Origin of the sequence: Saccharopolyspora sp. 6V (genome assembly GCF_020176785.1) — a bacterium.
In the GTDB taxonomy this organism is placed as follows: domain Bacteria; phylum Actinomycetota; class Actinomycetes; order Mycobacteriales; family Pseudonocardiaceae; genus Saccharopolyspora_C; species Saccharopolyspora_C gregorii.
Genome location: NZ_JAIUKB010000023.1, coordinates 19,867 through 41,336 on the forward strand (window position 1 = coordinate 19,867; position 21,470 = coordinate 41,336).

Here is a 21,470-nt window from a genome sequence, read left to right on the forward strand (position 1 = left end):
CGCGGCACCCGCTGCGCGACCCCGGTCAGGCCGGGTCGTGCAGCAGCCGGTGCAGGCGGGCCGCGACCGTGGGGCGGCGCCAGTCCTGCGCGGGCAGCACCACCAGCAGCGCCTCGTGCACCTCGATGTCGTCGCGGCCCGCGGCCCCGTCGGCCAGCCGCCACAGCAGTTCCGGGTCGCGCGCCGAGAGCACCGCGCCGCGCAACCCCGCCAGCAGGTCCTCCCGCTCCTCGCGGACCGCCGGTGCCTCCGAGCTCGGCAGCAGCGCTCCTCGGTGCAGCTCCAGCGCCGGGTCCAGCCGGCCCGCCCGCAGCGCGGCGCGCAGCTGCAGGAAGTCCGCGTCCACCTCGGCGGCGATCCGGTACGGCTTCGTCTGCACCACGTCGTGGCCCAGCTGGGTGCGCAGCCGGTGGATCTCGGCGCGCACGGTCACCGGGTTGCCCTGCTCGCCGTGCAGGGCCAGCGCCAGCTGCTCGGCGTTGAGGCCGTCGGGGGAGAGCGCGAGCACCGCCAGCAGCTCGGCGCGGCGCGGGCTCAGCGACACCTCGCGACCGCGCAGTTCCGCGGTCGGCCGGGAGGTGAGGAAGCGCAGCCGCAGCGTCGGCGGGAGCTGCCCGTCCCGGCCCGCGGCGGTCGACGACCGCGCACCGGTGGCGGCGGCCCGGGGAGCCCGCAGCAGGTAGCCGTCGTCCAGCGGCTCGATCCGCGCCTCCCGGCCGCCCAGCAGCAGCGCGCCCTCCGGGCGGTCCAGCTCGACCCGCTCCGGCAGCGCCAGGTCGCCCGGCTCGGCGGCGACCACCCGCCCGGTGGCGCTCAGCAGCGCTCCCGGCTCACCGCGCAGCGCCCGCAGCGCGCCCATGTTCCGTTCCCGCAGCCGCTCGTCGCGCCGGGCCATCCACTCCCGCAACGTGCTCTCCACCAGCGTCGTCGCCGCCGCGACCAGCGCCGCCAGCGCCGGGTGCATCGTGTGCAGCGGGCCGCTGATGTCGATCGAGCCGAGGATGCGGCCGGTCTCCGGGTCGTGCACCGGGGAGGCCGCGCACGTCCACGAGTGGTAGCGGCGCACCAGGTGTTCCGCGGAGTGGATCTGCACCGGACGCCCGGTGGCCAGCGTGGTGCCCATCGCGTTGGTGCCCATCGAGGTCTCCGACCAGGTGGTGCCCTCCGACAGCCGCACCCGGTCCGCGGCCCGGCACACGTTCGGATGCCCCTCGCGCCAGAGGATGTTCCCCTCCGCGTCGGTGATCACCATGATGTGCGTGGTGCCGTCGGCGGCGTCGAGCAGCGTGCGGCGCAGCAGCGGCACGCAGGCCGCGATCGGGTGCGCCGCGCGGATCTCCGCGAGCCGGTCCACGTCGAAGCTCATCGGCGGTTCGACGCGGTCCGGGTCGACGCTGGCCGCCAGCGAACGGCGCCAGGACTCGAACACCACCGGGCGCGGGGCGTGCGGCGCGCGCTCCCCGGCGAGCACCGCGCTGTGCACCCGCCGCAGCAGGCGGGCGCGTTCCATCGGATCGGCGGGAATGTCGTCGGTGCGCTTCATGACTCCGTGCTCACAACCGGGACGGGGCGGCCCACCGCCGGGGCGAGGGCCGCGGACGGGGCGGGGTCGACCGGAGCGGGCCGCGGGGGACGGGAGCTGCCGGGCGCGACGGCGTGGCCGGGTGCACCCCGCCGCGCGGGTGCGACCAGGCCGGGCGATGTCCGGACGCCACGGTGGACCAGCGTCGTCTCCTCTCCCCGCCGGGCGCCGCGGCCCGGCACCGCCGCTCGCGCGGCGATCGCATCGCTGAAGATCCAGAGCCGGTACGGTACCCAACCGCTCGCGCGCGGTCACGCTCGGAAGCTGCTCCACCGGTGCGGCGGAGCGCGCCCGATCGGCCCATCCTGGACCGTGACGCGCGCAACAGGCAAGAACGCTCACCCCATTGCCGCCGCCGGCCCGGCGCGCGTGGGCAACGTCACTGCAACGTCGCCGCCCGTAACTTCGCGCCCAACACCGCACAACGTCGTACGGGAGGCACCAGATGACGCTCTACGCAGCTCCGGGAACCGCCGGCTCGGTGGTCGAGTACCGCTCGCGCTACGACCACTTCATCGGCGGCGAGTACGTGGCCCCCGCGAAGGGCGGCTACTTCGAGAACCCCACGCCGATCACCGGCAAGGTCTTCACCGAGATCGCCCGCGGCACCGCGGACGACGTGGAGCGGGCCATCGACGCCGCGGAAGGCGCCGCACCCGCCTGGGGCCGCACCGCCCCCGCCGAGCGCGCCGGGGTGCTGCTGGCCATCGCCGACCGCATGGAGCAGAACCTGGAGAAGCTCGCGGTCGCCGAGAGCTGGGAGAACGGCAAGCCCGTCCGGGAGACGCTGGCCGCCGACATCCCGCTGGCGATCGACCACTTCCGCTACTTCGCGGGCGCGCTGCGCGCCCAGGAGGGCACCCTCTCGCAGGTCGACGAGGACACCGTCGCCTACCACTTCCACGAGCCGCTGGGCGTCGTCGGCCAGATCATCCCGTGGAACTTCCCGATCCTGATGGCGGTCTGGAAGATCGCCCCGGCGCTGGCCGGTGGCAACGCCATCGTGCTCAAGCCCGCTGAGCAGACCCCGGCGTCGATCCACGTGCTGCTGGAGGTCATCTCCGACCTGCTGCCGCCGGGCGTGCTCAACGTCGTCAACGGTTTCGGCGTCGAGGCGGGCAAGCCGCTGGCGTCGAGCTCGCGGATCCGCAAGGTCGCCTTCACCGGTGAGACCACGACCGGGCGGCTCATCCTGCAGTACGCCAGCGAGAACATCATCCCGGTGACGGTGGAGCTCGGCGGCAAGAGCCCGAACATCTTCTTCGACGACATCGCCGCCCAGCGCGACGCCTTCTACGACAAGGCGCTGGAGGGCTTCGCCATGTTCGCCCTCAACCAGGGCGAGGTGTGCACCTGCCCGTCGCGGGCACTGGTGCAGCAGGGCATCTACCGGGACTTCCTGGCCGACGCGGTCGCCCGCACCGAGAAGATCAAGACCGGGCACCCGCTGGACACCGACACCCAGATCGGCGCGCAGGCCAGCAACGACCAGCTGGAGAAGATCCTCTCCTACATCGACATCGGCAAGCAGGAGGGCGCCAAGATCCTCACCGGTGGCGAGCGCATCGAGCACGGCGGCGAACTCGCCGGCGGCTACTACGTGCAACCCACCATCTTCGAGGGGCACAACAAGCAGCGGATCTTCCAGGAGGAGATCTTCGGGCCGGTGCTGTCGGTGGCCTCGTTCACCGACTACGACGAGGCGATCAAGACCGCCAACGACACCCTCTACGGCCTCGGCGCCGGCGTGTGGTCCCGGGACGGCTCCACCGCCTACCGGGCGGGCCGCGACATCCAGGCGGGCCGGGTGTGGGTGAACAACTACCACGCCTACCCGGCGCACGCGGCCTTCGGCGGCTACAAGCAGTCCGGCATCGGCCGCGAGACCCACAAGATGATGCTGGACCACTACCAGCAGACGAAGAACCTCCTCATCAGCTACTCCCAGAGCGGTCCGGGGTTGTTCTGATGGGGGACGAGGACACGGGCACTCCCGCACGGGTGGCCGTGACGCCGGAGGCGGCGGATCTGATCCGCCGCCTCCGGGCGCAGCACGGCCCGGTGATGTTCCACCAGTCCGGCGGGTGCTGCGACGGCAGCGCCCCCATGTGCTATCCGCAGGGCGAGTTCCGCACCGGGGTGTCCGACGTGCACCTGGGCGACCTCGCGGTGGCCGACGAGAACGGCGACCCCGACCCGGTGCCGATGTGGATGTCCGGCGCCCAGTTCGAGTACTGGAAGCACACCCACCTCACCGTCGACGTGGTTCCGGGGCGGGGGAGCGGTTTCTCCTTGGAGGCGCCCGAAGGCGTGCGCTTCCTGATCCGGTCCCGGTTGCTCACCGACGAGGAGTGGGCCGGGCTCGGCGGACGGTGATCCGCGGTGCGGCCGGACGGGGGGCCCGGCCGCACCGGGATCGGCTCACGGCCAGTCGATCTGCGGGGAGCGGGTGAACCCGATGCCCGCCGCCTCCCAGCGCGGTCCCTGCTGTGCCAGCCGCGCCCGGAACGACTCCCAGTCGTGGGTGGCCGCGGGCGACCAGCCCAGCTCGGCGATCGCGGGCAGCCGCGGGAACGCCATCAGCTCGACGTGCTCGGAGGTCTCCAGCGTCTCCGTCCACATCGGAGCCTCCACGCCGTGCACCGCCTCGGCGGGCACGCCCGGCAGGTGCGTCGCCGGGTCCCAGCCGTAGGCGTCGGCCACCTCGACGTACCCGGCCCAGCTCAGTCCCAGCTCGGTGGACGCGTCGTACTTCATGTCCAGGTACGACCGGTCCGCGGGCGACAGCAGGATCCGGTTGCCGCGCTCGGCGGCCGCCGCCATCAGCTCCGCGTCGGCGCCCTCGGTGCCCCAGTACTGCACGACCGACCCGGCGGCCGGTTCGGCCTTGGCGTACTCGTGCCAGCCCACCGCGGTCTTGCCGTACTTGGCCACGATCGGCAGCGCGCGGTCCATGAACGCGCGGTACTGCTCGTCGGTGGTGGCGTCCGCCTCGTCCCCGCCGATGTGCAGGTACGGGCCGGGGGTGAGGGCGGCGATCTCGCGGATCACGTCGTCCAGGAACTCGTAGGTCACGTCTTCGTCCACGCACAACGAGCTGAACCCGACCTCGATGCCGGTGTACAGCGGCGGCGCCACCCCGTCGCAGTTGAGCTCCGCGTAGGAGGACAGCGCCGCGTTGGTGTGCCCCGGGGTGTCGATCTCCGGGATGAGGGTGATGTGCCGGGACTCGGCGTGCGCCACGATCTCCGAGTAGTCCTGCTGGGTGTAGAAGCCGCCGGGACCACCGCCGACCTCGGTGCTGCCGCCGTGCTCGGTCAGCCGCGGCCAATCGGTGATCTGGATCCGCCAGCCCTGGTCGTCGCTCAGGTGCAGGCGCAGGAAGTTCACCTTGTACCGCGCGAGCTGGTCGATGTAGCGCTTCACCGAGTCGACGTCGAAGAAGTGCCGGGCCACGTCGAGCCCGGCGGCGCGGTGCTCGTAGCGCGGCCGGTCGGTGATCTCCCCGCCGGGCACGGTCCACGGCACGTCCTGCACCTGCGGGCTCTCGATCTCGGCCGGGAGCAGCTGGCGCAGCGTCTGCACGCCGTGGAACAGGCCGGTGTCGGTGGCGGCGTGCAGCGTCACCGCGTCCGCGGTGACCTCCAGCCGGTAGCCCTCCGGCCCGGTCTCCGGCTCGTCGAGGCGCAGCGCGAGGGAACCGCCGTCGGCGACCGCCAGCAGGAACCCGGTGGCGGGCCGCAGCACCTCGGCGAGGCGGTCGGCCACCTCGGTCGCGCCGCGGTCGGCGGTGATCGCGCTGTCGGCGGTCAGCTCGAACGCGACGCCGGGGGCTTCCCGCACCGCTTCGGGAGCCGGGACGACCTGGTGCAGCCGCGCCTGCGGATCCGCGGCGGCGGCGGGGGTGAGGGTGCTCAGGACTCCGGCGGTGAGCACGCCGGTCAGCAGGGCCGCCGTCGCGGCGCGCACGGGGGTGAGGGGCATCGGCAACTCCCGGTCGGAAACGAGGTCCTAAAAGGTATAGACCACCCATCCGGCGCGGACAGCACCCGAACGGACCCAAAACGCCGCCTGCCCGCCCCCGATCAACGCCGGATGAACGGCCTGCCCGCCCGGGCGAACGGGCCGATCAACTCGGTCGCTGCCCGCGCAGCGCGCTTCGGAGGGCGTCGAGCACCGCCGGGTCCTCGATGGTCGAGGGCACCTTCGCCTCGCCGGTGTCGGCGATCTCCCGCATCGACTTGCGCAGCACCTTCCCCGACCGCGTCTTCGGCAGCCCGTCCACCACGTCCACGTCCCGGAACGCCGCGACCGGCCCGATCTGGTCCCGCACCGCGGCCACCAGCTCCGCCCGCAGCTCCGCCGGGTCGACCTCGACGCCGGACTTGAGCACCACGAAACCGCGCGGCACCTGGCCCTTGAGCGCGTCGTGCACGCCGATCACCGCGCACTCCGCCACCGCCGGGTGCGCCGCGAGCACCGCCTCCATCGATCCGGTGGACAACCGGTGCCCCGCCACGTTGATCACGTCATCGGTGCGGCCCATCACGAACACGTAGCCGTCCTCGTCCACGTGCCCGCTGTCGCCGGTCAGGTAGTAGCCGGGGTACCGGGACAGGTAGGACTCGCGGAACCGCTCGTCGTCGCCCCACAGCGTCGGCAGCATCCCCGGCGGCAGCGGCTGCTTGATGCAGATCGCACCGTCCACTCCCGGCGGCACCTCCGCGCCCGCTTGGTCGAGCACCCGCACGTCGAACCCGGGCACCGGCACCGTCGGCGATCCCGGCTTGATCGGCATCGGTTCCAGGCCGCGCAGGTTCGCGCAGATCGGCCAGCCCGTCTCGGTCTGCCACCAGTGGTCCACCACCGGCACGCCGAGGGTGCGCACCGCCCACTGGTAGGTCTCCGGGTCCAGCCGCTCCCCGGCGAGGAACAGCGTGCGCAGCGAGGACAGGTCGTAGTGCGCGAGCTCGGCCGCCTCCGGATCGACCCGCTTGATCGCCCGGAAGGCGGTCGGCGCGGTGAACAGCGCCTTCACCCCGTGCTCGGCGATGACCCGCCAGAACGCCCCCGCGTCCGGGGTTCCCACCGGCTTGCCCTCGTAGACCACGGTGGTCGCCCCGGCCAGCAGCGGGCCGTAGACGATGTAGGAGTGCCCGACGACCCAGCCCACGTCGGAGGCGGTCCAGAACACCTCCCCGGGCCCGATGTCGTAGATGGCGCCCATCGACCAGCGCAGCGCCACCGCGTGCCCGCCGTGGTCGCGCACCACGCCCTTGGGACGGCCGGTGGTGCCGGAGGTGTAGAGCACGTACAGCGGGTCGGTGGCCGCCACCGGCACGCAGTCGGCGGGCTCGGCGGCCGCCAGCGCCTCGGCGGCGTCGGCGTCGTCCGGGCCGAGCTCGGCGCGCGCCCGGTCGCGCTGGAACACCAGCACGCCGCCGGCCGGGCGGTGCTCGGCCAGCCGCAGCGCCTCGTCGACGATCGGCTTGTACTCCACGACCCGGTTCGGCTCCAGCCCGCAGGAGGCGGCCACCACGATCGCCGGGCGGGCGTCGTCGATGCGGGCGGCGAGCTCCTTCGGCGCGAAGCCGCCGAAGACCACCGAGTGCACCGCGCCGATCCGCGCGCAGGCCAGCATCACCACCAGGGCTTCCGGGATCATCGGCAGGTAGACGATCACCCGGTCGCCCTTGCCGACGCCGCGCGCCCGCAGCGCCCCGGCGAAGCGGGCGGTGCGGTCCAGCAGCTCGCGGTAGGTCCAGCGGGACACCTCGCCGGTCATCGCCGAGTCCCAGATGACCGCGGCCTGCTCGCCCCGCCCGTCGCGCACGTGCCGGTCCAGCGCGTTGAAGCAGGTGTTGAGCACCCCGTCCGGGAACCAGCGCCCGGACTCGTCCAGCGCCCTGCTCGGCGCCCGGTCCCAGTCGATGCCGGTCGCGGCCTCCAGCCAGAACCCGTCGGGGTCGGCGAGGCTGCGCCGGTGCGCGTCGGCGTGGGCACCCATGGTCGAGACCTCCCGCGGTATGTGTGGGACGGATGCCGGTGGTCTACCCGAAGGGGGCCGTTCGCGCCAGCACCCACGCGGCGCCGGCGAGCGGTGGCGGCGACGCGCCGGGTCCGCGGACGTGGCGCCCGCGTGCCCGACAGTCCACAATGGTCGATCGACGGGAGGGGTGGTTTCCGGTGCGGCGACCGAAGATCGCGGGTTCCTGCGACGAACGGTCGGTCGCGCTTCGGCCGCGCCGAACCCGTGCACTTTCAAGATCATCCATTCGGCGTCGGGTCGCTTCCGCTGGGCGCAGGCCAGGCGGATTCGGCGGAACTCCCGGTCGCCGGTCGAACACAATGCGTGGGTGGGGAGGCGGTCGGTCGACGAAGGGGTCGGTCCGGCCGACGACCGTGATGGAGGTGTCAAGCTTTGACCAGCGTGGAGACGACTCACCGGGACGGCATCACCGACGGTGACGACGACGCGGCGGAACTGCCCACCACCCCGTGCAGCGTGGTGTGGAGCGGTGGGCACTCGTTCGTCCTCGAAGGCGTGGGCGGCCGCGCCCGTTGGGCCGGCGTGGACGACCGCGGCCGGGCCCGCTTCCTGACCGACGCCGAGATGCGGCGCCGCGGCTGGAGCCACGACCGCCGCTGACCGGCCGCGCACCCCTGGCCGCCCCGGCCACCGCGAGGGGGGTGTGGCACCCTGATCGGTGCGGGCGCCCCCGGGCGCCCCGGAGCCGCAGGCGCAGGTGAGCGCTTCGCGGCGGAACGCACAACCGCGTCAGGGGAGGGCTGTGGTGCAGGACGCCGACGGCACCACGGCCGGATCCGAAGGCCGAGGTGGAGCGGGCGATCCCGCGTCCCCGGAGCCGGACGGCCCGCGGATCGGCACCGGCGGGCAGCCCGGGACCGAACCGGCCGCGGAGCCCGCCGCGGGCCGGGGCGAGGACCCCGCCCAGCCGCCCGACCCGGGCATCGCCCGGATCAAGGAAGTCGCCGCGAGCGTCTGGGACGACCCGTGGCTCACCTGGCCCAACCTGCTGAGCGTCGTGCGGCTCGCCGGGGTCCCGCTGTTCCTCTGGCTGCTGCTCGGCCCGCAGTCCGACCTGCTGGCGCTGCTGGTGCTGGTGGTCAGCGGCGCGACCGACTGGCTCGACGGCAAGCTCGCCCGCTGGCTCGACCAGTACAGCCGCGTCGGCGAGCTGCTGGACCCGGCGGCCGACCGGCTCTACATCGTCGCCACCCTCGTCGCGTTCGTGCTCCGCGACGTGATCCCGTGGTGGGCCGCGGCCGCGCTCATCGGCCGCGACGTGGTCCTCACCCTGTGCCTGCCGGTGCTGCGCTGGCACGGGTTCGAGCCGCCGGAGGTGCACTACCTCGGCAAGGCCGCCACGTTCTGCCTGATGTACGCGTTCCCGCTGCTGCTGCTCGTGCAGGAGGACTTCGCGTTCGCGGGCGTGGCGCGGCCGATCGCCTACGCGTTCACCTGCTGGGGCGGCGCGCTGTACGTCTGGGCGGGGGCGCTGTACCTGGTGCAGGTGATCGCCGCGGTGCGCGCGGCCCGCACGCTGAAGACCTGATCGTTCCAGGTCCGGCCGGTCCCGACCCGATCACGCTCGGCCGCCTTGCGGCCGGGAGCGGCCCCGACCTAGGCTCGCCTGGCCCGTGGCGATCATCGCGCGGGTGCGGCGGCACCTCGCCCCGCCCACGGCACGACGAGGAAGGCGGGACCCCAGTGGCCCCGGACGGGATCAAGTACACCCAGGAGCACGAGTGGGTGCGGCGCACCGGCGACGACACCGCGCGCATCGGGATCACCGACTACGCCCAGCAGCAGCTCGGCGACGTGGTGTTCGTGCAGCTGCCCGAGGTGGGCGAGACCGTCGAGGCCGGTGGCGGCATCGGCGAGGTGGAGTCGACCAAGAGCGTCTCCGACATCTACGCCCCGCTGGCGGGGGAGATCGTCGCCCGCAACGACAAGCTCGACCAGGAGCCGGAGCTGGTCAACTCCGACCCGTTCGGCGACGGCTGGATGATCGAGATCAAGCTCTCGGACCCGGCCGCGATCGACGGACTGCTCAGCGAGAGCGACTACCAAGGCATCATCGACCAGGGATGATCGTTGATCTCGGGTTCGCGAACGGCGTGAGGTGGGAGTCCCGCGTCTGCGGCCTGCGACGGCACGGTACGTTTGAACGCACTTGCACGACCCATCCGCGCAGAGGAGAGCTCAGGTGAGCCAGAACGACGGGCCCGGCGGCGTTCCGCCGGAGCAGTCACCGGAGACCACCTCGGTCTTCAGGCCGTTCCTCTCGGAGCCGGAGAGCACCGAGAGTGCGACCCCGGAGCCAGCGGCCTCCGGGGTCGATGCGCTGCCCGCCGGGGCTGCCTTGCTGGTGGTCAAGCGCGGCCCGAACGCCGGGTCGCGGTTCCTGCTCGACAGGGAGACCACCAGCGCCGGACGCCACCCGGACAGCGACATCTTCCTCGACGACGTGACGGTGTCCCGTCGGCACGCCGAGTTCCGGCGAGAGGGCAACGACTTCGTCGTCGTCGACGTCGGCAGCCTCAACGGCACCTACGTCAACCGGGAACCGGTGGACACCTCGGTGCTGGCCAACGGCGACGAGGTGCAGATCGGGAAGTTCCGGTTGGTGTTCCTGACCGGTCCCATCGACGATCAGGGCCGCTGAGCCGGACGTTCCGCGGACAGAGCGCATCGGGGCGACGCCATCCGGCGCCGCCCCGATCGTTCTCGGCGGTGATCGTTGCGAGCGATCTTCGAGCCGGTGGTTCCCGCACTCCGGAACGGGTTCTGCGGGATGTGCTGCGGTGTATCGTGACGGGGGACATCGTTCGCGTCGCGAGCGGTCGGCGCCCTCCCGGGTGCCGGGCGCCCGGATCCGGGGCGGTCCGCGGCGGAAACGTCGCGGGAATCGCGTCCGGTGAGCACCTGCGGGTGCCGCGGAACCGGTGCGCAACGGCGTCAACGACCGCCCCGGCCCGGGGCGGACAACGGAAAGGCCCGGTACCGGCGACACCGTCGGTGCGAGGCCGGGAACGAGCCGGAAAAGCCGTCCACCGAGCGGAAAATCCGGGCGGGGACGACGGCCGGAGGTCGGCGTGTCCGCCGTATCGCGGGTAGCGTCAGAGGCGTCGGTGCGCGATCCTCGACCAAGGATGTCACGCTTCGGCGCGCTGGAGGAGGCGATGTGTCGATGAGCAGCGAAATGCGCGTCGTCGGCGTGCGAGTGGAACTACCAGCCAACCAGCCGATCCTGCTGCTGCGCGAGACCGAGGGCGAGCGGTACCTGCCGATCTGGATCGGATCGGTGGAGGCCACCGCGATCGCGCTGGAGCAGCAGGGCGTGCGACCCGCCAGACCCCTCACCCACGACCTGCTCAAGGACGTCATCGGCGCCCTCGGGCGGGACTTGGAGCAGGTGCGGATCACCGACCTGCAGGAGGGCACGTTCTTCGCCGAGCTCATCTTCGACGGGGACGTGCGGGTCTCGGCGCGGCCGAGCGACTCGGTGGCGCTGGCGTTGCGGATCGGGGTGCCGATCCACGCCGACGAATCGGTGCTGGACGAAGCCGGGTTGATCATCCCGGACGAGCAGGAGGACGAGGTCGAGAAGTTCCGGGAGTTCCTGGACTCGGTCTCGCCGGAGGACTTCCGCGGCGCGGACACCTGATCGCGGCGGGCGGGCGCACGACCCGCCCCGCCGCCCGCGTCGTCGTGAGGGGGCTCCTGGTGCAGCTCGCACCGGGAGTCCCTTTCGCATGCCGGGGCCCGCGCGGGTGCGGCTTCGGGTGCGGTGCGTGCGCGAAGGCGGGGCGTGCGTCACACCCGGGGTGGGCGGGCGTCCCCGCGCGTCGCGTTGACCCGCCCACCGGGCGGGCTTACCTTCGGAGTGCGCGAATCGCCCCGATGTGATTTTCCAGGTCGGGGAAGGTCAAACCCCCGGTTCCATGATCGTCCTCGCGCTCGGGTGATGATCATGCGACGAGCCGGGTTCGGTGGTTCGCCGGCTTCGGCCGGGCGGAGGGAGGCAGGCGTGGTGGAGCGAGCACCTGGCGAGGATGCCGCCGCGGAGGGGTCGAAGCCGTTCCCGGAGACCGCGCTGCCGGACGAGCTCGTCGGCTACCGCGGTCCCGCGGCGTGCCAGATCGCCGGGATCACCTACCGGCAGCTGGACTACTGGGCGCGCACCAAGCTGGTCGGGCCGTCGATCCGCGGCGCCGCCGGTTCCGGGTCGCAGCGGCTGTACTCGTTCAAGGACATCCTGGTGCTCAAGGTCGTCAAGCGGCTGCTGGACACCGGGGTCTCGTTGCACAACATCCGGGTCGCGGTCGAGCACCTGCGCCACCGCGGGGTGGAGGACCTGGCCCGCATCACGCTGTTCAGCGACGGCACGACGGTCTACGAGTGCACCTCCGCCGAGGAGGTCGTGGACCTGCTGCAGGGTGGCCAGGGCGTGTTCGGCATCGCGGTCAGCGGTGCGATGCGCGAGATCACCGGCACCATCCACGAGTTCCCCGCCGAGCGCGCCGACGGTGCCGAGCCGGACGAGCCGGTCGCCGACGAGCTGTCGCGGCGCCGGGACCGCCGCATCGGCTGATCGCCGAGGCGCGCTAGGCCCGCCGTGGCCGCCGTGCCGTCCGGCGCGGGTCCGGCGGTCTTGCCGCCAGCAGGTGCGCGGGCCACCTATCGACCCGATCGGCCGCTCTCGCCGTGCGCGGGCCACCGTTCGGCCTGTTCTGGTCCCGCCCGTCGGGCGCAGGCGCCGATCGGTCTATCCGGTCCCGCTCGCCGTGCGCGGGCTGTCGGCGGATCCGGCCAGGCCGTCCTGGCGCCCGCGGCCGTCGGGTCACCGCCCGTCGATGTCACGCCCCGTGCCGCTGGGATGATCGGGCGGGATGAAGATCGCACCGTTCGGCCGTCACCGGATCGGGTAAGCTGCTGTGCATCGCCGACCCCGCGCGGGAGAGTTCGCCGTTGACCTGGTCAGCGGCGGCGCCGAAGGAGCAAACCCTCCCCGACAACCTCTCAGGCCTGCTGGACCGCACGGGCGAGATACCTCTGGAAAGCGGGACCACCGACGTGGTTCCCCGCCGACGGTGCAAGTCCGGTCCACGGACCGGGTGAAGCTCTCAGGCGTTCGCGTCGCGGACAGTGACAGAGGGGGAGAGCAGCACACGTGCTGCCGCCCTGTCCGTCGCGATGAATGAGGTGTGGCGATGACGACCGAAGACCGTATCCCGCTGGCCGCCCTGGAACACGGCACTCCGTTCGCCGACCGCCATGTCGGGCCGCTGCCCGCTGAGCTGGCCCGGATGCTCGACGTGATCGGCGTCGGCTCGCTGGAGGAGCTGGGGCAGTCGGCGGTGCCCGACGGCATCCGCGAGCGGGACCTGCAGCTGGCGTTGCCGGAACCGGCCACCGAAGCCGAGGCGCTCCAGCAGCTGCGCGACCTGGCCAGGCTGAACAGCCCGCACACCGAGATGATCGGCCTGGGCTACTACCCGACGATCACGCCGCCGGTGATCCGGCGCAACGTGCTGGAGAGCCCCGCCTGGTACACGGCGTACACGCCGTACCAGCCGGAGATCTCGCAGGGCAGGCTCGAAGCGCTGCTGAACTTCCAGACCATGGTGGCCGACCTGACCGGCGTGCCGGTCGCGAACTCGTCGATGCTCGACGAGGCCACCGCGGCGGCCGAGGGCATGACGCTGGTGCGCCGCGCGGGCCGGGCCAAGTCGCCGCGGTTCGTGGTGGACGCCGACGTGCTGCCGCAGACCCTCGCGGTGCTGCGCACGCGGGCGGAACCGCTGGGCATCGAGGTCGTGGTGGCGGACCTGTCCGCGGGCGCGTCGGCGCTGCCGGACGGCGAGTTCTTCGGGGCGCTGCTGGCCTACCCGGGTGCGTCCGGAGCGGTCCGCGACCACCAGGCGGTCATCGACGAGGTGCACGAGCGCGGCGGCATGGTGGTGGTCAGCGCCGACCTGCTCGCGCTGACGGTGCTGCGCGCTCCCGGTGAGCTGGGCGCGGACGTGGTGGTGGGCACGACGCAGCGCTTCGGCGTCCCGATGGGCTTCGGCGGCCCGCACGCCGGTTACATGGCGGTGCGCAAGGGCATCGAGCGGCAGCTGCCCGGCCGGCTGGTCGGGGTGAGCGTCGACGCGGACGGGAACCAGGCCTACCGGCTGGCGCTGCAGACCCGCGAGCAGCACATCCGCCGGGAGAAGGCCACCAGCAACATCTGCACCGCCCAGGTGCTGCTCGCCGTGGTGGCGGGCATGTACGGCGTGTACCACGGTCCCGCCGGGCTGCGGGCCATCGCGAAGCGGGCGCACCGGATGGCGGCGGTGCTGGCCGAGCGGCTGCGCCGCGGCGGGGTGCGCATCGTGCACGCCGAGTTCTTCGACACCCTCGTCGCCGAGGTCCCCGGCCGGGCCGCCGAGGTGGTCCGCGCCGCGCGGGACGGCGGCATCAACCTGCGCCACATCGACGACGACCACGTCGGCGTCAGCTGCGACGAGACCACCACCCGGGAAGCGCTGGTGCGGGTCGCGGAGGCGTTCGGCATCGCCGGGGGTTCGCTGGCCGGCATCGACGAGCTGGACGCCGAGACCGACGACGCGCTGCCGACCGCGCTGCTGCGCACCTCCGAGTACATGACGCACCCGGTGTTCCACGCGCACCGCTCGGAGACCTCGCTGCTGCGCTACCTGCGCAGCCTGTCCGATTCGGACGTGGCGCTGGACCGCAGCATGATCCCGCTGGGCTCCTGCACGATGAAGCTCAACGCGACCGCGGAGATGGAGCCGATCACCTGGCCGGAGTTCGCCGAGCTTCACCCGTTCGCGCCCGCCCAGGACGCCACCGGCCTGCTGGAGATCGTGCACGACCTGGAGCGCTGGCTGGCCGAGATCACCGGGTACCACTCGGTGAGCCTGCAGCCGAACGCGGGCAGCCAGGGCGAGTTCGCCGGGCTGCTGGCCATCCGCGCCTACCACCACAGCCGTGGTGCGGCGGCGCGGGACGTGTGCCTGATCCCGGCGAGCGCGCACGGCACCAACGCGGCCAGCGCCGTGATGGCCGGGCTGCGCGTGGTCGTGGTGCGCTGCGACGACCAGGGCAACATCGAGCTCGACCACCTGCGCGAAGTCGTCGACCAGCACCGCGACGACCTCGCCGCCATCATGATCACCTATCCGTCCACGCACGGCGTGTACGAGGACACCGTGGAACAGGTGTGCGGGCTGGTGCACGAGGCGGGCGGCCAGGTCTACGTGGACGGCGCGAACTTGAACGCGCTCATCGGCCTGGCGCGGATGGGCGAGTTCGGCTCCGACGTCTCGCACCTGAACCTGCACAAGACGTTCTGCATCCCGCACGGCGGTGGCGGTCCCGGCGTCGGCCCGATCGGGGTGCGCGAGCACCTGGCGCCGTTCCTGCCGAACCACCCGCTGCAGCCCGCCGCGGGGCCGGAGACCGGGGTCGGGCCGATCAGCGCCGCGCCGTGGGGCAGCGCCTCGATCCTGCCGATCTCCTGGGCCTACGTGCGGATGATGGGCTCCGACGGGCTGCGGCGGGCGACGCTGACGGCCGTCGCCGCGGCGAACTACGTGGCGCGGCGGCTCGACGAGCACTTCCCGGTGCTCTACACCGGCTCCGGCGGGTTCGTCGCCCACGAGTGCATCCTGGACCTGCGGCCGCTCACCAAGGCCTCCGGCGTCACCGTGGACGACGTGGCCAAACGGCTCGCCGACTACGGGCTGCACGCGCCGACGATGTCGTTCCCGGTGGCGGGCACGCTGATGGTGGAGCCGACCGAGAGCGAGAACCTCGCCGAGCTGGACCGGTTCTGCGACGCGATGATCGCCATCAAGGGCGAGATCGACAAGGTCGCCGGCGGCCACTGGCCGGCCGACGACAACCCGCTCGTGCACGCTCCGCACACGGCGGCCTCGCTGGCCGGGCCGTGGGAGCACCCCTACAGCCGGGCGGAGGCGGCTTACCCGATGGGCACCGGGGCGCCGAAGGTGTGGCCCGCGGTGCGCCGGATCGACGGGGCACGCGGGGACCGGAACCTGGTGTGCTCGTGCCCTCCGCTTTCGGCCTACGAGGGCTGACCGCGGCGCGGGGGTGAGCGGGAGCCGCCGCCGATGCACTACGGTGGGCGACTCCATCCGATCGCCTCCGAGAGGAGTGCAGCAATGCTCACGATCAGCGAGAGCGCAGCCGAGGTCATCAAGGTCGTGTTGGCCGGCGGTGACTCGCCCGAAGGATCGGGGCTGCGCATCGCCCCGGTCGCGGACGAGGCCGGGCAGGCCGAGTTGCAGGCGTCGATCGCCAGCGAGCCGCAGGGAGACGACCAGGTGTTGGAGGAATCCGGTGCCCGGGTCTTCCTCGAACCGCAGGCGGCGTCGCTGCTGGGCGACAAGGTGCTCGACGCCGAGCGCGACGACAACGGCGAGCTGAACCTGGCCGTCCGGGACTGAGCCGCAGCGACCCGCCGCGCGCGGGTCACCGAGCCGACGACAGCGCCGGCCGGGAGCGGGGGAGCGACCTTCCCCGGCCTGGTCGGCGCTGCCGCGTTCCGGGCTCAGCCCACCGGCTGCGAAACGGCCAGCAGCCGTTCGCAGTGTTCCACCAGCCGGTCCCGCAGCGGCGCGGCCCGCTCGGCGAACTCGCGCTGCGCGCGCACGTAGGCGGCGCGGCCCTCGGGCGTCTCCACCGCGACCGGCGGGTAGCCGAGGGCGGCGAGGTCGTAGGGGCTGGCGCGCATGTCCAGCTCGCGGATGTCCACCGCCAGTTCGAAGCAGTCGGCGACGAGTTCGGCGGGCACCAGCGGATCCAGTTTGTAGGCCCACTTGAACAGGTCCATGTTGCCGTGGAGGCATCCCGGCTGTTCCAGGGCGACCTGGTCCTCGCGGGCCGGTTGCAGCGCGTTCAACGGCCGCGCGGGCGGGGTGAAGAACCGGAAGGCGTCGTGGTGGGTGCACTTGATGGGCATCGACTCGACGACCGCGTCGGTGCCCGCGTGCCCGAGCCGCAGCGGCCAGGACTCGTGGCGCACGTCGCCGGGGGAGGTGCGGTAGACCATCGCCCACTCGTGCAGCCCGAAGCAGCCCAGCTGCGGGCTGCGGGAGCGCACCGCGGTGAGCAGCCCGTGCACGAAGCGCACCGACTCGCGGCGCTTCGCGGTGAGCACCGCCGGGTCCAGCGCCACGCCCTCGGGGACGCGCCGGTAGCCGCGGCGCTCCAGGAACTCGGCGCCGCCTTCGAGCGCGACGCCGAAACCGGGCTGCCAGCGCTCCAGCAGCGACGGGCGGTGCGAGTAGTAGGTGAACAGGAAGTCCATCACCGGGTGCTTCTCCCCGGCGCGCTGCCTGCGCCGGTGCGGTCCGGTCCAGCGCTCCACCCGCTCCCGGTGCGCGTTCGCGCGGTCCCGCCATTCCTGTTCGCCCAGCACTCGCATAGTGCCGCCAGGATAGGTCAGCCCTCGTCGGGGCCGGTCCGGCCGGGGCGCAGCTGCGCGATCAGCTCCCGCAGCCGCGGCGGGACCGGTGCCTTGGCGCCTTCCGGGTCGTGGCAGGCGAAGGTCATCCGGCCGTGGACGACGAGCTCGTCGTCCCGGGTGAACTCGAAGCCCAGCGAGTAGGAGGTGGTGCCGACCCGGTCCTGCACCACCTCGCAGGCCAGTTCGTCGAACACCCGCACCGGCGCCAGGTAGGTGGCCGCCGAGCGCACCCCGACCGTCCCGGTGCCCAGCTGCGCGGCCAGCTCCGCCGAGCGCAGCCCGCGGGCGTGCAGCCAGCTGCTGTAGGCCCGCTCCATCCACGGGTAGTAGATCGCGAAGTACGCGATGCCGAGCGCGTCGCAGTCCCCGTAGGACAGCCGGAAGCGCTGCACCTGGTCCACCGCCATCACCCTCCGATGTGGACGGACGCGGTGCCGGAGAGCACCGGATCGCCGCCGAGCACGTCGAGTCCGACCGCGCAGCACGCCACCAGGACACCGTCCTGTTCGGACACGCCGGTCACCGTGCCGTGCGCGCGCAACCGGTCCCCGGCGAACACCGCGCCGAGGTGGCGCAACCGCAGCTCCCGGATCCGGTGCGCCCCGCCCGCCCAGCGCGCCAGCATCGACACCACGTACGCCTGGTTCAGCGGCCCCTGGTTCACCACCCGATCGCCGAGCCCGAGGGCGCGCACCGCGGCCGGGTCGAAGTGGATCGGGTTCGCGTCCCGCATCAGGGCGGCCATCGTCTTCATCTTCTCCGCGCTGACCGGGCCGACCTGGTGGTCGGGCAGCACGTCCCCTGGCCGCACGCCGCTCATCGGGGCCGCCGCGGGAACAGGATCGAGCTGGTGCAGGACGCGGCCGCTGACCCGTCCGGTTCGTGCAGGTCCAGCCGGTACTCGACCAGGTCGAACACGCCGGTGCGAGCGCCGCGCTTGCGCCGTGCCGACTCGATCCGGCCCCGCACCGCGTAGGTGGCGCCGACCCGCAGCGGGCGGTGCAGCACGGTGTGCACCTCCCCGGCCATCGGGCCGTCCGACTCGCGGGCGCCGAACCAGCCCCAGAACCGCTCCCAGCTCACCCCCATCGCCGAGGTCGCGGCGAGGAACGCGAACACCGGGCTGCCGGCCCCGTCGTCCGGATCGGCGAGCGCGCAGTCGTTGACCAGCCGCACCCACCACGGCTCCACGGTGAACTCCCCGCCGGGGAACTCGGTGCCGACGAGCTCGGCCAGCGCCGCCTCGTCGGGTACGGCTGAGGTCATGTCCGCTCCTGATCCGCCCAGTAGGGGGCGCGCAGCTCGCGCTTGATCACTTTCCCGGTCGGGGCCTTGGGCAGGCTCGCGACGAAGTCCACCGACTTCGGCTTCTGGTAGGACGGCAGCCGCTGCCGGGCGGTGGCGATGATCTCGGCTTCGGTGGCGGTGGTGCCGGGTTTGAGCACCACGACGGCCTTCACGTTCTCGCCCCACTCCGGATCGGGCACGCCGATGACCGCGCACTCCAGCACCGCGGGGTGGGCCGCGACGGCCTCTTCGACGGCGACGCTGTAGATGTTCTCCCCGCCCGAGATGATCATGTCCTTGGCGCGGTCGACCACGTAGACGTAACGGTCCTCGTCCCAGGTCGCCACATCCCCGGTCCACAACCACCCGTCGCGCAGCGTGCGCGCGGTCAGCTCGGGCCGGTTCCAGTAGCGGGCCATGTTCGCCTCCGAGCGCACCACGATCTGGCCCGGCGTGCGGCCGTCCCGCGGCACCTCGGCACCCGAGTCGTCCAGCACCCGCAGCCGGGCCCCGAAGTCCTCCCGCCCGCAGGAGCGCAACCGGTGCGGGTGGTGCCCGGCGATCGCTGCCGCGTGGTCCTCCTGGGACAGGAACGCCATGCCCGGGCCCTCGGTCTGCCCGTAGCCCTGGATCAGCGAGCACGGGAACGACTCCAGCGCGGCCCGCACCACCGAGGTGGGCATCGGCCCGCCGCCGTACTGGATGTTGCGCAGGCTGCGCAGGTCGTAGCGGTCGAACCCCGGCACCGCGAGCATCCAGTTCAGCATCGTGGTGATGCCGAGGAACGCCGAGACCCGCTCCTGCTCGATGACCCGCAACGCCTGCTCGGCCGCGAAGTCCACCAGCACCAGCGGACAGCCGTGCCGCAGGTAGTTCATCGCCAGCACGATCGGGATGTGGAACATCTGCCCGGTCAGCAGGTACACGTCGCCCGGCACGATCCGCTCGGCGACGGTCTGGTGCACGCCGCCCGCCTCGGCGCTGCGGTGGGTGTGCAGCGCGCCCTTGCTGCGGCCGGTGGTGCCGCCGGTGTGGAGGATGAAGAACGGGTCGTGGTCGCCGACGTGCTCGCTACCGGGCGGTTCGGCGGCGGAGGCGACGGCCAGCAGCTCCTCGTAGCCGCCGTCACCGCCGAACTCCAGCCAGTGCGCCAGGTCGCAGGTCCGCCGCAGCTCCGCGGCCTGCGCGGACCACTCGGCGGCGGTGATCAGCGCCCGCGGCGTCGCGTCCCGCAGCAGCCGGGCCAGCTCCGCGGTGTCGAGCCGCCAGTTCAGCGGTTGCAGCACCAGCCCGGCCCGGCCGCAGGCGAAGTACAGCTCCAGCAGCTCCACCCGGTTCCGGGACAGCGCCGCCACCCGGTCGCCGCGGCGCAATCCGAGCCCGAGCAGTCCGTTGGCGAGCCGCCGCACCCGCTCGTCCAGCTCAGCCCAGCGCACCCGCCGTCCGGTCGGCACGTCGTGCACGGCGAGCGCGCGCGGCGCCAGCGCCGCCCACTTCGCCGGGATGAGGCCCTGGTTGAGCGTCACGAGAACGGCAGGTCCAGCTCGACCCGCAGGTTGCTGATCCGCCAGCCCCCGGCTCCGTCCGGCGCTCCGCGCAGCTCGGCGAGGTAGCGGCCGGTGGTGACCGCGCGCAGCGCGCCGTCCGCCACCACGAACAGGGTCAGGTAGTTGCGCGCCCGTGCCCGGTCACCGGCGTGCTCCAGCACCAGGTTGCTCAGCACGTGCCTGCGCCGGTCCCGCTGCGAACGCGCCGTCCCCCGGACCAGCTCGACGATGGCGTCGCGGCCGCGGACCGGGCCCGTCACCGCGCCGTCCGCCACGTGCACCGACAGCTCGGCGTCGGCGGTGAAGCAGTCCGCGAGCAGCTCCAGATCGCCCTCGTCGTAGCCGAGCGCGTACCGCGCCAGCACGTCCTCGACGGCGGAGCGGACCGCCGCGCTCACCGGACGCCGACCCCGGCGTCGACGGGGAACGCCGCGCCGGTCACGAACCGCGCCTCGTCGCCCGCGAGGAACGCGACCGCGTCGCTGACGTCGGACTCGCGCACCCACGGCGTCGGCAGCACGTGCATCGCCCGCATCGCCGGTTCCGCGTTCTCCAGCGTCGGTTCCGCGCCGGGCGGGCTGAACATCCCGTAGAAGGTCGGGTGCTGGATCATCGGCGTGCTCACGTTCGTCGGGTGGATCGTGTTGACCCGGATGCCGTGCTCGCCGAGCTCACCGGCGAGGCTCTGCATCAACCCGACCACGCCCTGCTTGGCGGCCGAATAGTGCGCCAGCCCGCCGCGGCCCTTCAACCCGGCGACCGAGGAGATGAGCAGCAGGCAGCCGCCGTCGCCCTGCTCGATCATCGTCGGGATCGCGGCCTTCGCAGTGTGGAAGACCCCGGTGAGGTTCACGTCGATCATGTCCTGCCACTGCTCGGCGGTCAGCTCCCAGCTGCGGCCGAAGGAGACGATGCCCGCGTTGGCGATGACGACGTCGACCCTGCCGAGCTCGGCCACGCCCGAGTCGAACGCGGCCTGCAGCCCGTCGAAGTCGCGCACGTCGGCGATCCGGGCCACCGCGCGCCTGCCCAGCTCCTCGACGCGGCGGGCGGTCTCGGCCAGGTCGTGCTCGGTGGGCATCGAGTAGACCGGCGCGACCGAGTCGATCTCGGCGCACCGGTCGACGGCGATGACGTCGGCGCCCTCGGCGGCCAGCCGCAGCGCGTGAGAACGTCCCTGCCCCCGCGCCGCCCCGGTGATGAACGCGACCTTGCCGGCCATCCGATCGGCCATCCGTCCGCCCTTCTTCGCGCGCCCCGCGGCGCGCGGTGCGCGTGCTGCCGGGAGCCCGCGGCCTCGGTCCGGAGCCCCGGCTCCGTAGCGGAGTATGGCCGTGCCGATCTTGCTGTCAAGGCACCAGAAACCGCTCCTGAACAGCCCCCGCGGCCCGCGCCGGACCGGTCGCCGGGGCCGTTCGCTGCGCAGTTGCGGCGATCGCGCACGGTGTTGCGGGCATCACCGCGCGTGCCCGGGAGTCGCGAATTCACGCGTTCGGCGCAGGACAGCACCGCCGCGCTCGTCACCCG

At 72.9% G+C, this 21,470-nt stretch carries 20 protein-coding genes and 1 riboswitch; of the genes, 10 read left to right on the top strand and 10 right to left on the bottom strand.

What is annotated here, in order from left to right; genetic code table 11:
- Positions 1-25: 25 nt before the first annotated feature.
- A complete protein-coding gene (locus tag LCD35_RS04945) occupies positions 26-1,543 on the bottom strand; it encodes a helix-turn-helix domain-containing protein (RefSeq protein WP_224958069.1) in 1,518 nt (505 codons plus the stop codon).
- Positions 1,544-2,027: 484 nt separating this feature from the next.
- Between LCD35_RS04945 and LCD35_RS04950 the strand changes: the two genes are divergently transcribed.
- Positions 2,028-3,551 (top strand): aldehyde dehydrogenase family protein, encoded by a 1,524-nt coding sequence (locus tag LCD35_RS04950; RefSeq protein WP_224977926.1) that lies wholly within the window; start codon positions 2,028-2,030, stop codon positions 3,549-3,551.
- Positions 3,551-3,958: a DUF779 domain-containing protein gene (locus LCD35_RS04955; RefSeq protein WP_224977925.1), complete on the top strand. Its 408-nt coding sequence runs from the start codon at positions 3,551-3,553 to the stop codon at positions 3,956-3,958. Before LCD35_RS04950 ends, LCD35_RS04955 begins: the two co-directional genes overlap by 1 nt.
- Before the next feature lie 45 nt (positions 3,959-4,003).
- Here the strand turns inward: LCD35_RS04955 and LCD35_RS04960 are convergent, their stop codons facing one another.
- Entirely contained in the window at positions 4,004-5,566 is a 1,563-nt protein-coding gene (locus LCD35_RS04960) for a beta-N-acetylhexosaminidase (RefSeq protein ID WP_225043777.1), read from the bottom strand.
- A gap of 145 nt (positions 5,567-5,711) precedes the next feature.
- Positions 5,712-7,589, bottom strand: coding sequence for a propionyl-CoA synthetase (locus LCD35_RS04965; protein WP_224966158.1), 1,878 nt, complete (start codon positions 7,587-7,589; stop codon positions 5,712-5,714).
- Positions 7,590-8,012: 423 nt separating this feature from the next.
- Between LCD35_RS04965 and LCD35_RS04970 the strand changes: the two genes are divergently transcribed.
- The 8 genes from LCD35_RS04970 (at position 8,013) to LCD35_RS05005 (ending at position 16,087) form a co-directional block, all read left to right on the top strand.
- Positions 8,013-8,231, top strand: coding sequence for a hypothetical protein (locus tag LCD35_RS04970; protein WP_224957459.1), 219 nt, complete (start codon positions 8,013-8,015; stop codon positions 8,229-8,231).
- Between the two features lie 322 nt (positions 8,232-8,553).
- A complete protein-coding gene (locus LCD35_RS04975; protein WP_224957460.1) occupies positions 8,554-9,159 on the top strand; it encodes a CDP-alcohol phosphatidyltransferase family protein in 606 nt (201 codons plus the stop codon).
- Positions 9,160-9,314: 155 nt separating this feature from the next.
- On the top strand, positions 9,315-9,698 hold the full coding sequence (gcvH, locus tag LCD35_RS04980) for a glycine cleavage system protein GcvH (protein WP_224977923.1): 384 nt from the start codon (positions 9,315-9,317) through the stop codon (positions 9,696-9,698).
- Positions 9,699-9,813: 115 nt separating this feature from the next.
- On the top strand, positions 9,814-10,272 hold the full coding sequence (gene garA / locus LCD35_RS04985) for a glycogen accumulation regulator GarA (RefSeq protein ID WP_224977922.1): 459 nt from the start codon (positions 9,814-9,816) through the stop codon (positions 10,270-10,272).
- Between the two features lie 525 nt (positions 10,273-10,797).
- Positions 10,798-11,274 carry a bifunctional nuclease family protein gene (locus LCD35_RS04990; protein WP_224957385.1) on the top strand — a complete coding sequence of 159 codons (477 nt, stop codon included), beginning with the start codon at positions 10,798-10,800 and terminating at the stop codon, positions 11,272-11,274.
- A 306-nt stretch (positions 11,275-11,580) separates the two neighbouring features.
- Positions 11,581-12,201: a MerR family transcriptional regulator gene (locus LCD35_RS04995; protein ID WP_255614343.1), complete on the top strand. Its 621-nt coding sequence runs from the start codon at positions 11,581-11,583 to the stop codon at positions 12,199-12,201.
- A gap of 352 nt (positions 12,202-12,553) precedes the next feature.
- Positions 12,554-12,656: riboswitch (glycine riboswitch) on the top strand.
- A gap of 164 nt (positions 12,657-12,820) precedes the next feature.
- Positions 12,821-15,718 carry an aminomethyl-transferring glycine dehydrogenase gene (gcvP, locus tag LCD35_RS05000; RefSeq protein WP_224957387.1) on the top strand — a complete coding sequence of 966 codons (2,898 nt, stop codon included), beginning with the start codon at positions 12,821-12,823 and terminating at the stop codon, positions 15,716-15,718.
- An 84-nt stretch (positions 15,719-15,802) separates the two neighbouring features.
- Positions 15,803-16,087 (top strand): HesB/YadR/YfhF-family protein, encoded by a 285-nt coding sequence (locus LCD35_RS05005; RefSeq protein WP_224957388.1) that lies wholly within the window; start codon positions 15,803-15,805, stop codon positions 16,085-16,087.
- Between the two features lie 104 nt (positions 16,088-16,191).
- On the opposite strand, the gene LCD35_RS05010 is transcribed toward LCD35_RS05005, so the two are convergent.
- The 7 genes from LCD35_RS05010 to LCD35_RS05040 are packed head-to-tail and all read right to left on the bottom strand — an operon-like array spanning position 16,192 to position 21,177.
- Positions 16,192-17,067, bottom strand: a complete 876-nt coding sequence (locus LCD35_RS05010) for a 3-methyladenine DNA glycosylase (protein ID WP_224957389.1) — start codon at positions 17,065-17,067, stop codon at positions 16,192-16,194.
- A 17-nt stretch (positions 17,068-17,084) separates the two neighbouring features.
- Entirely contained in the window at positions 17,085-17,510 is a 426-nt protein-coding gene (locus LCD35_RS05015; protein ID WP_224957390.1) for a thioesterase family protein, read from the bottom strand.
- Positions 17,511-17,515: 5 nt separating this feature from the next.
- Entirely contained in the window at positions 17,516-17,920 is a 405-nt protein-coding gene (locus LCD35_RS05020; RefSeq protein ID WP_374108036.1) for a MaoC family dehydratase, read from the bottom strand.
- A 5-nt stretch (positions 17,921-17,925) separates the two neighbouring features.
- Positions 17,926-18,375, bottom strand: coding sequence for a hypothetical protein (locus tag LCD35_RS05025; protein WP_224977920.1), 450 nt, complete (start codon positions 18,373-18,375; stop codon positions 17,926-17,928).
- Positions 18,372-19,922, bottom strand: a complete 1,551-nt coding sequence (locus LCD35_RS05030; RefSeq protein ID WP_225043778.1) for an AMP-binding protein — start codon at positions 19,920-19,922, stop codon at positions 18,372-18,374. Before LCD35_RS05030 ends, LCD35_RS05025 begins: the two co-directional genes overlap by 4 nt.
- Positions 19,919-20,341 (bottom strand): nuclear transport factor 2 family protein, encoded by a 423-nt coding sequence (locus tag LCD35_RS05035; protein ID WP_225043779.1) that lies wholly within the window; start codon positions 20,339-20,341, stop codon positions 19,919-19,921. Before LCD35_RS05035 ends, LCD35_RS05030 begins: the two co-directional genes overlap by 4 nt.
- Positions 20,338-21,177 (bottom strand): mycofactocin-coupled SDR family oxidoreductase, encoded by an 840-nt coding sequence (locus tag LCD35_RS05040; protein WP_224957399.1) that lies wholly within the window; start codon positions 21,175-21,177, stop codon positions 20,338-20,340. The genes LCD35_RS05035 and LCD35_RS05040 overlap by 4 nt, the downstream gene beginning before the upstream one ends.
- Positions 21,178-21,470 lie beyond the last annotated feature (293 nt).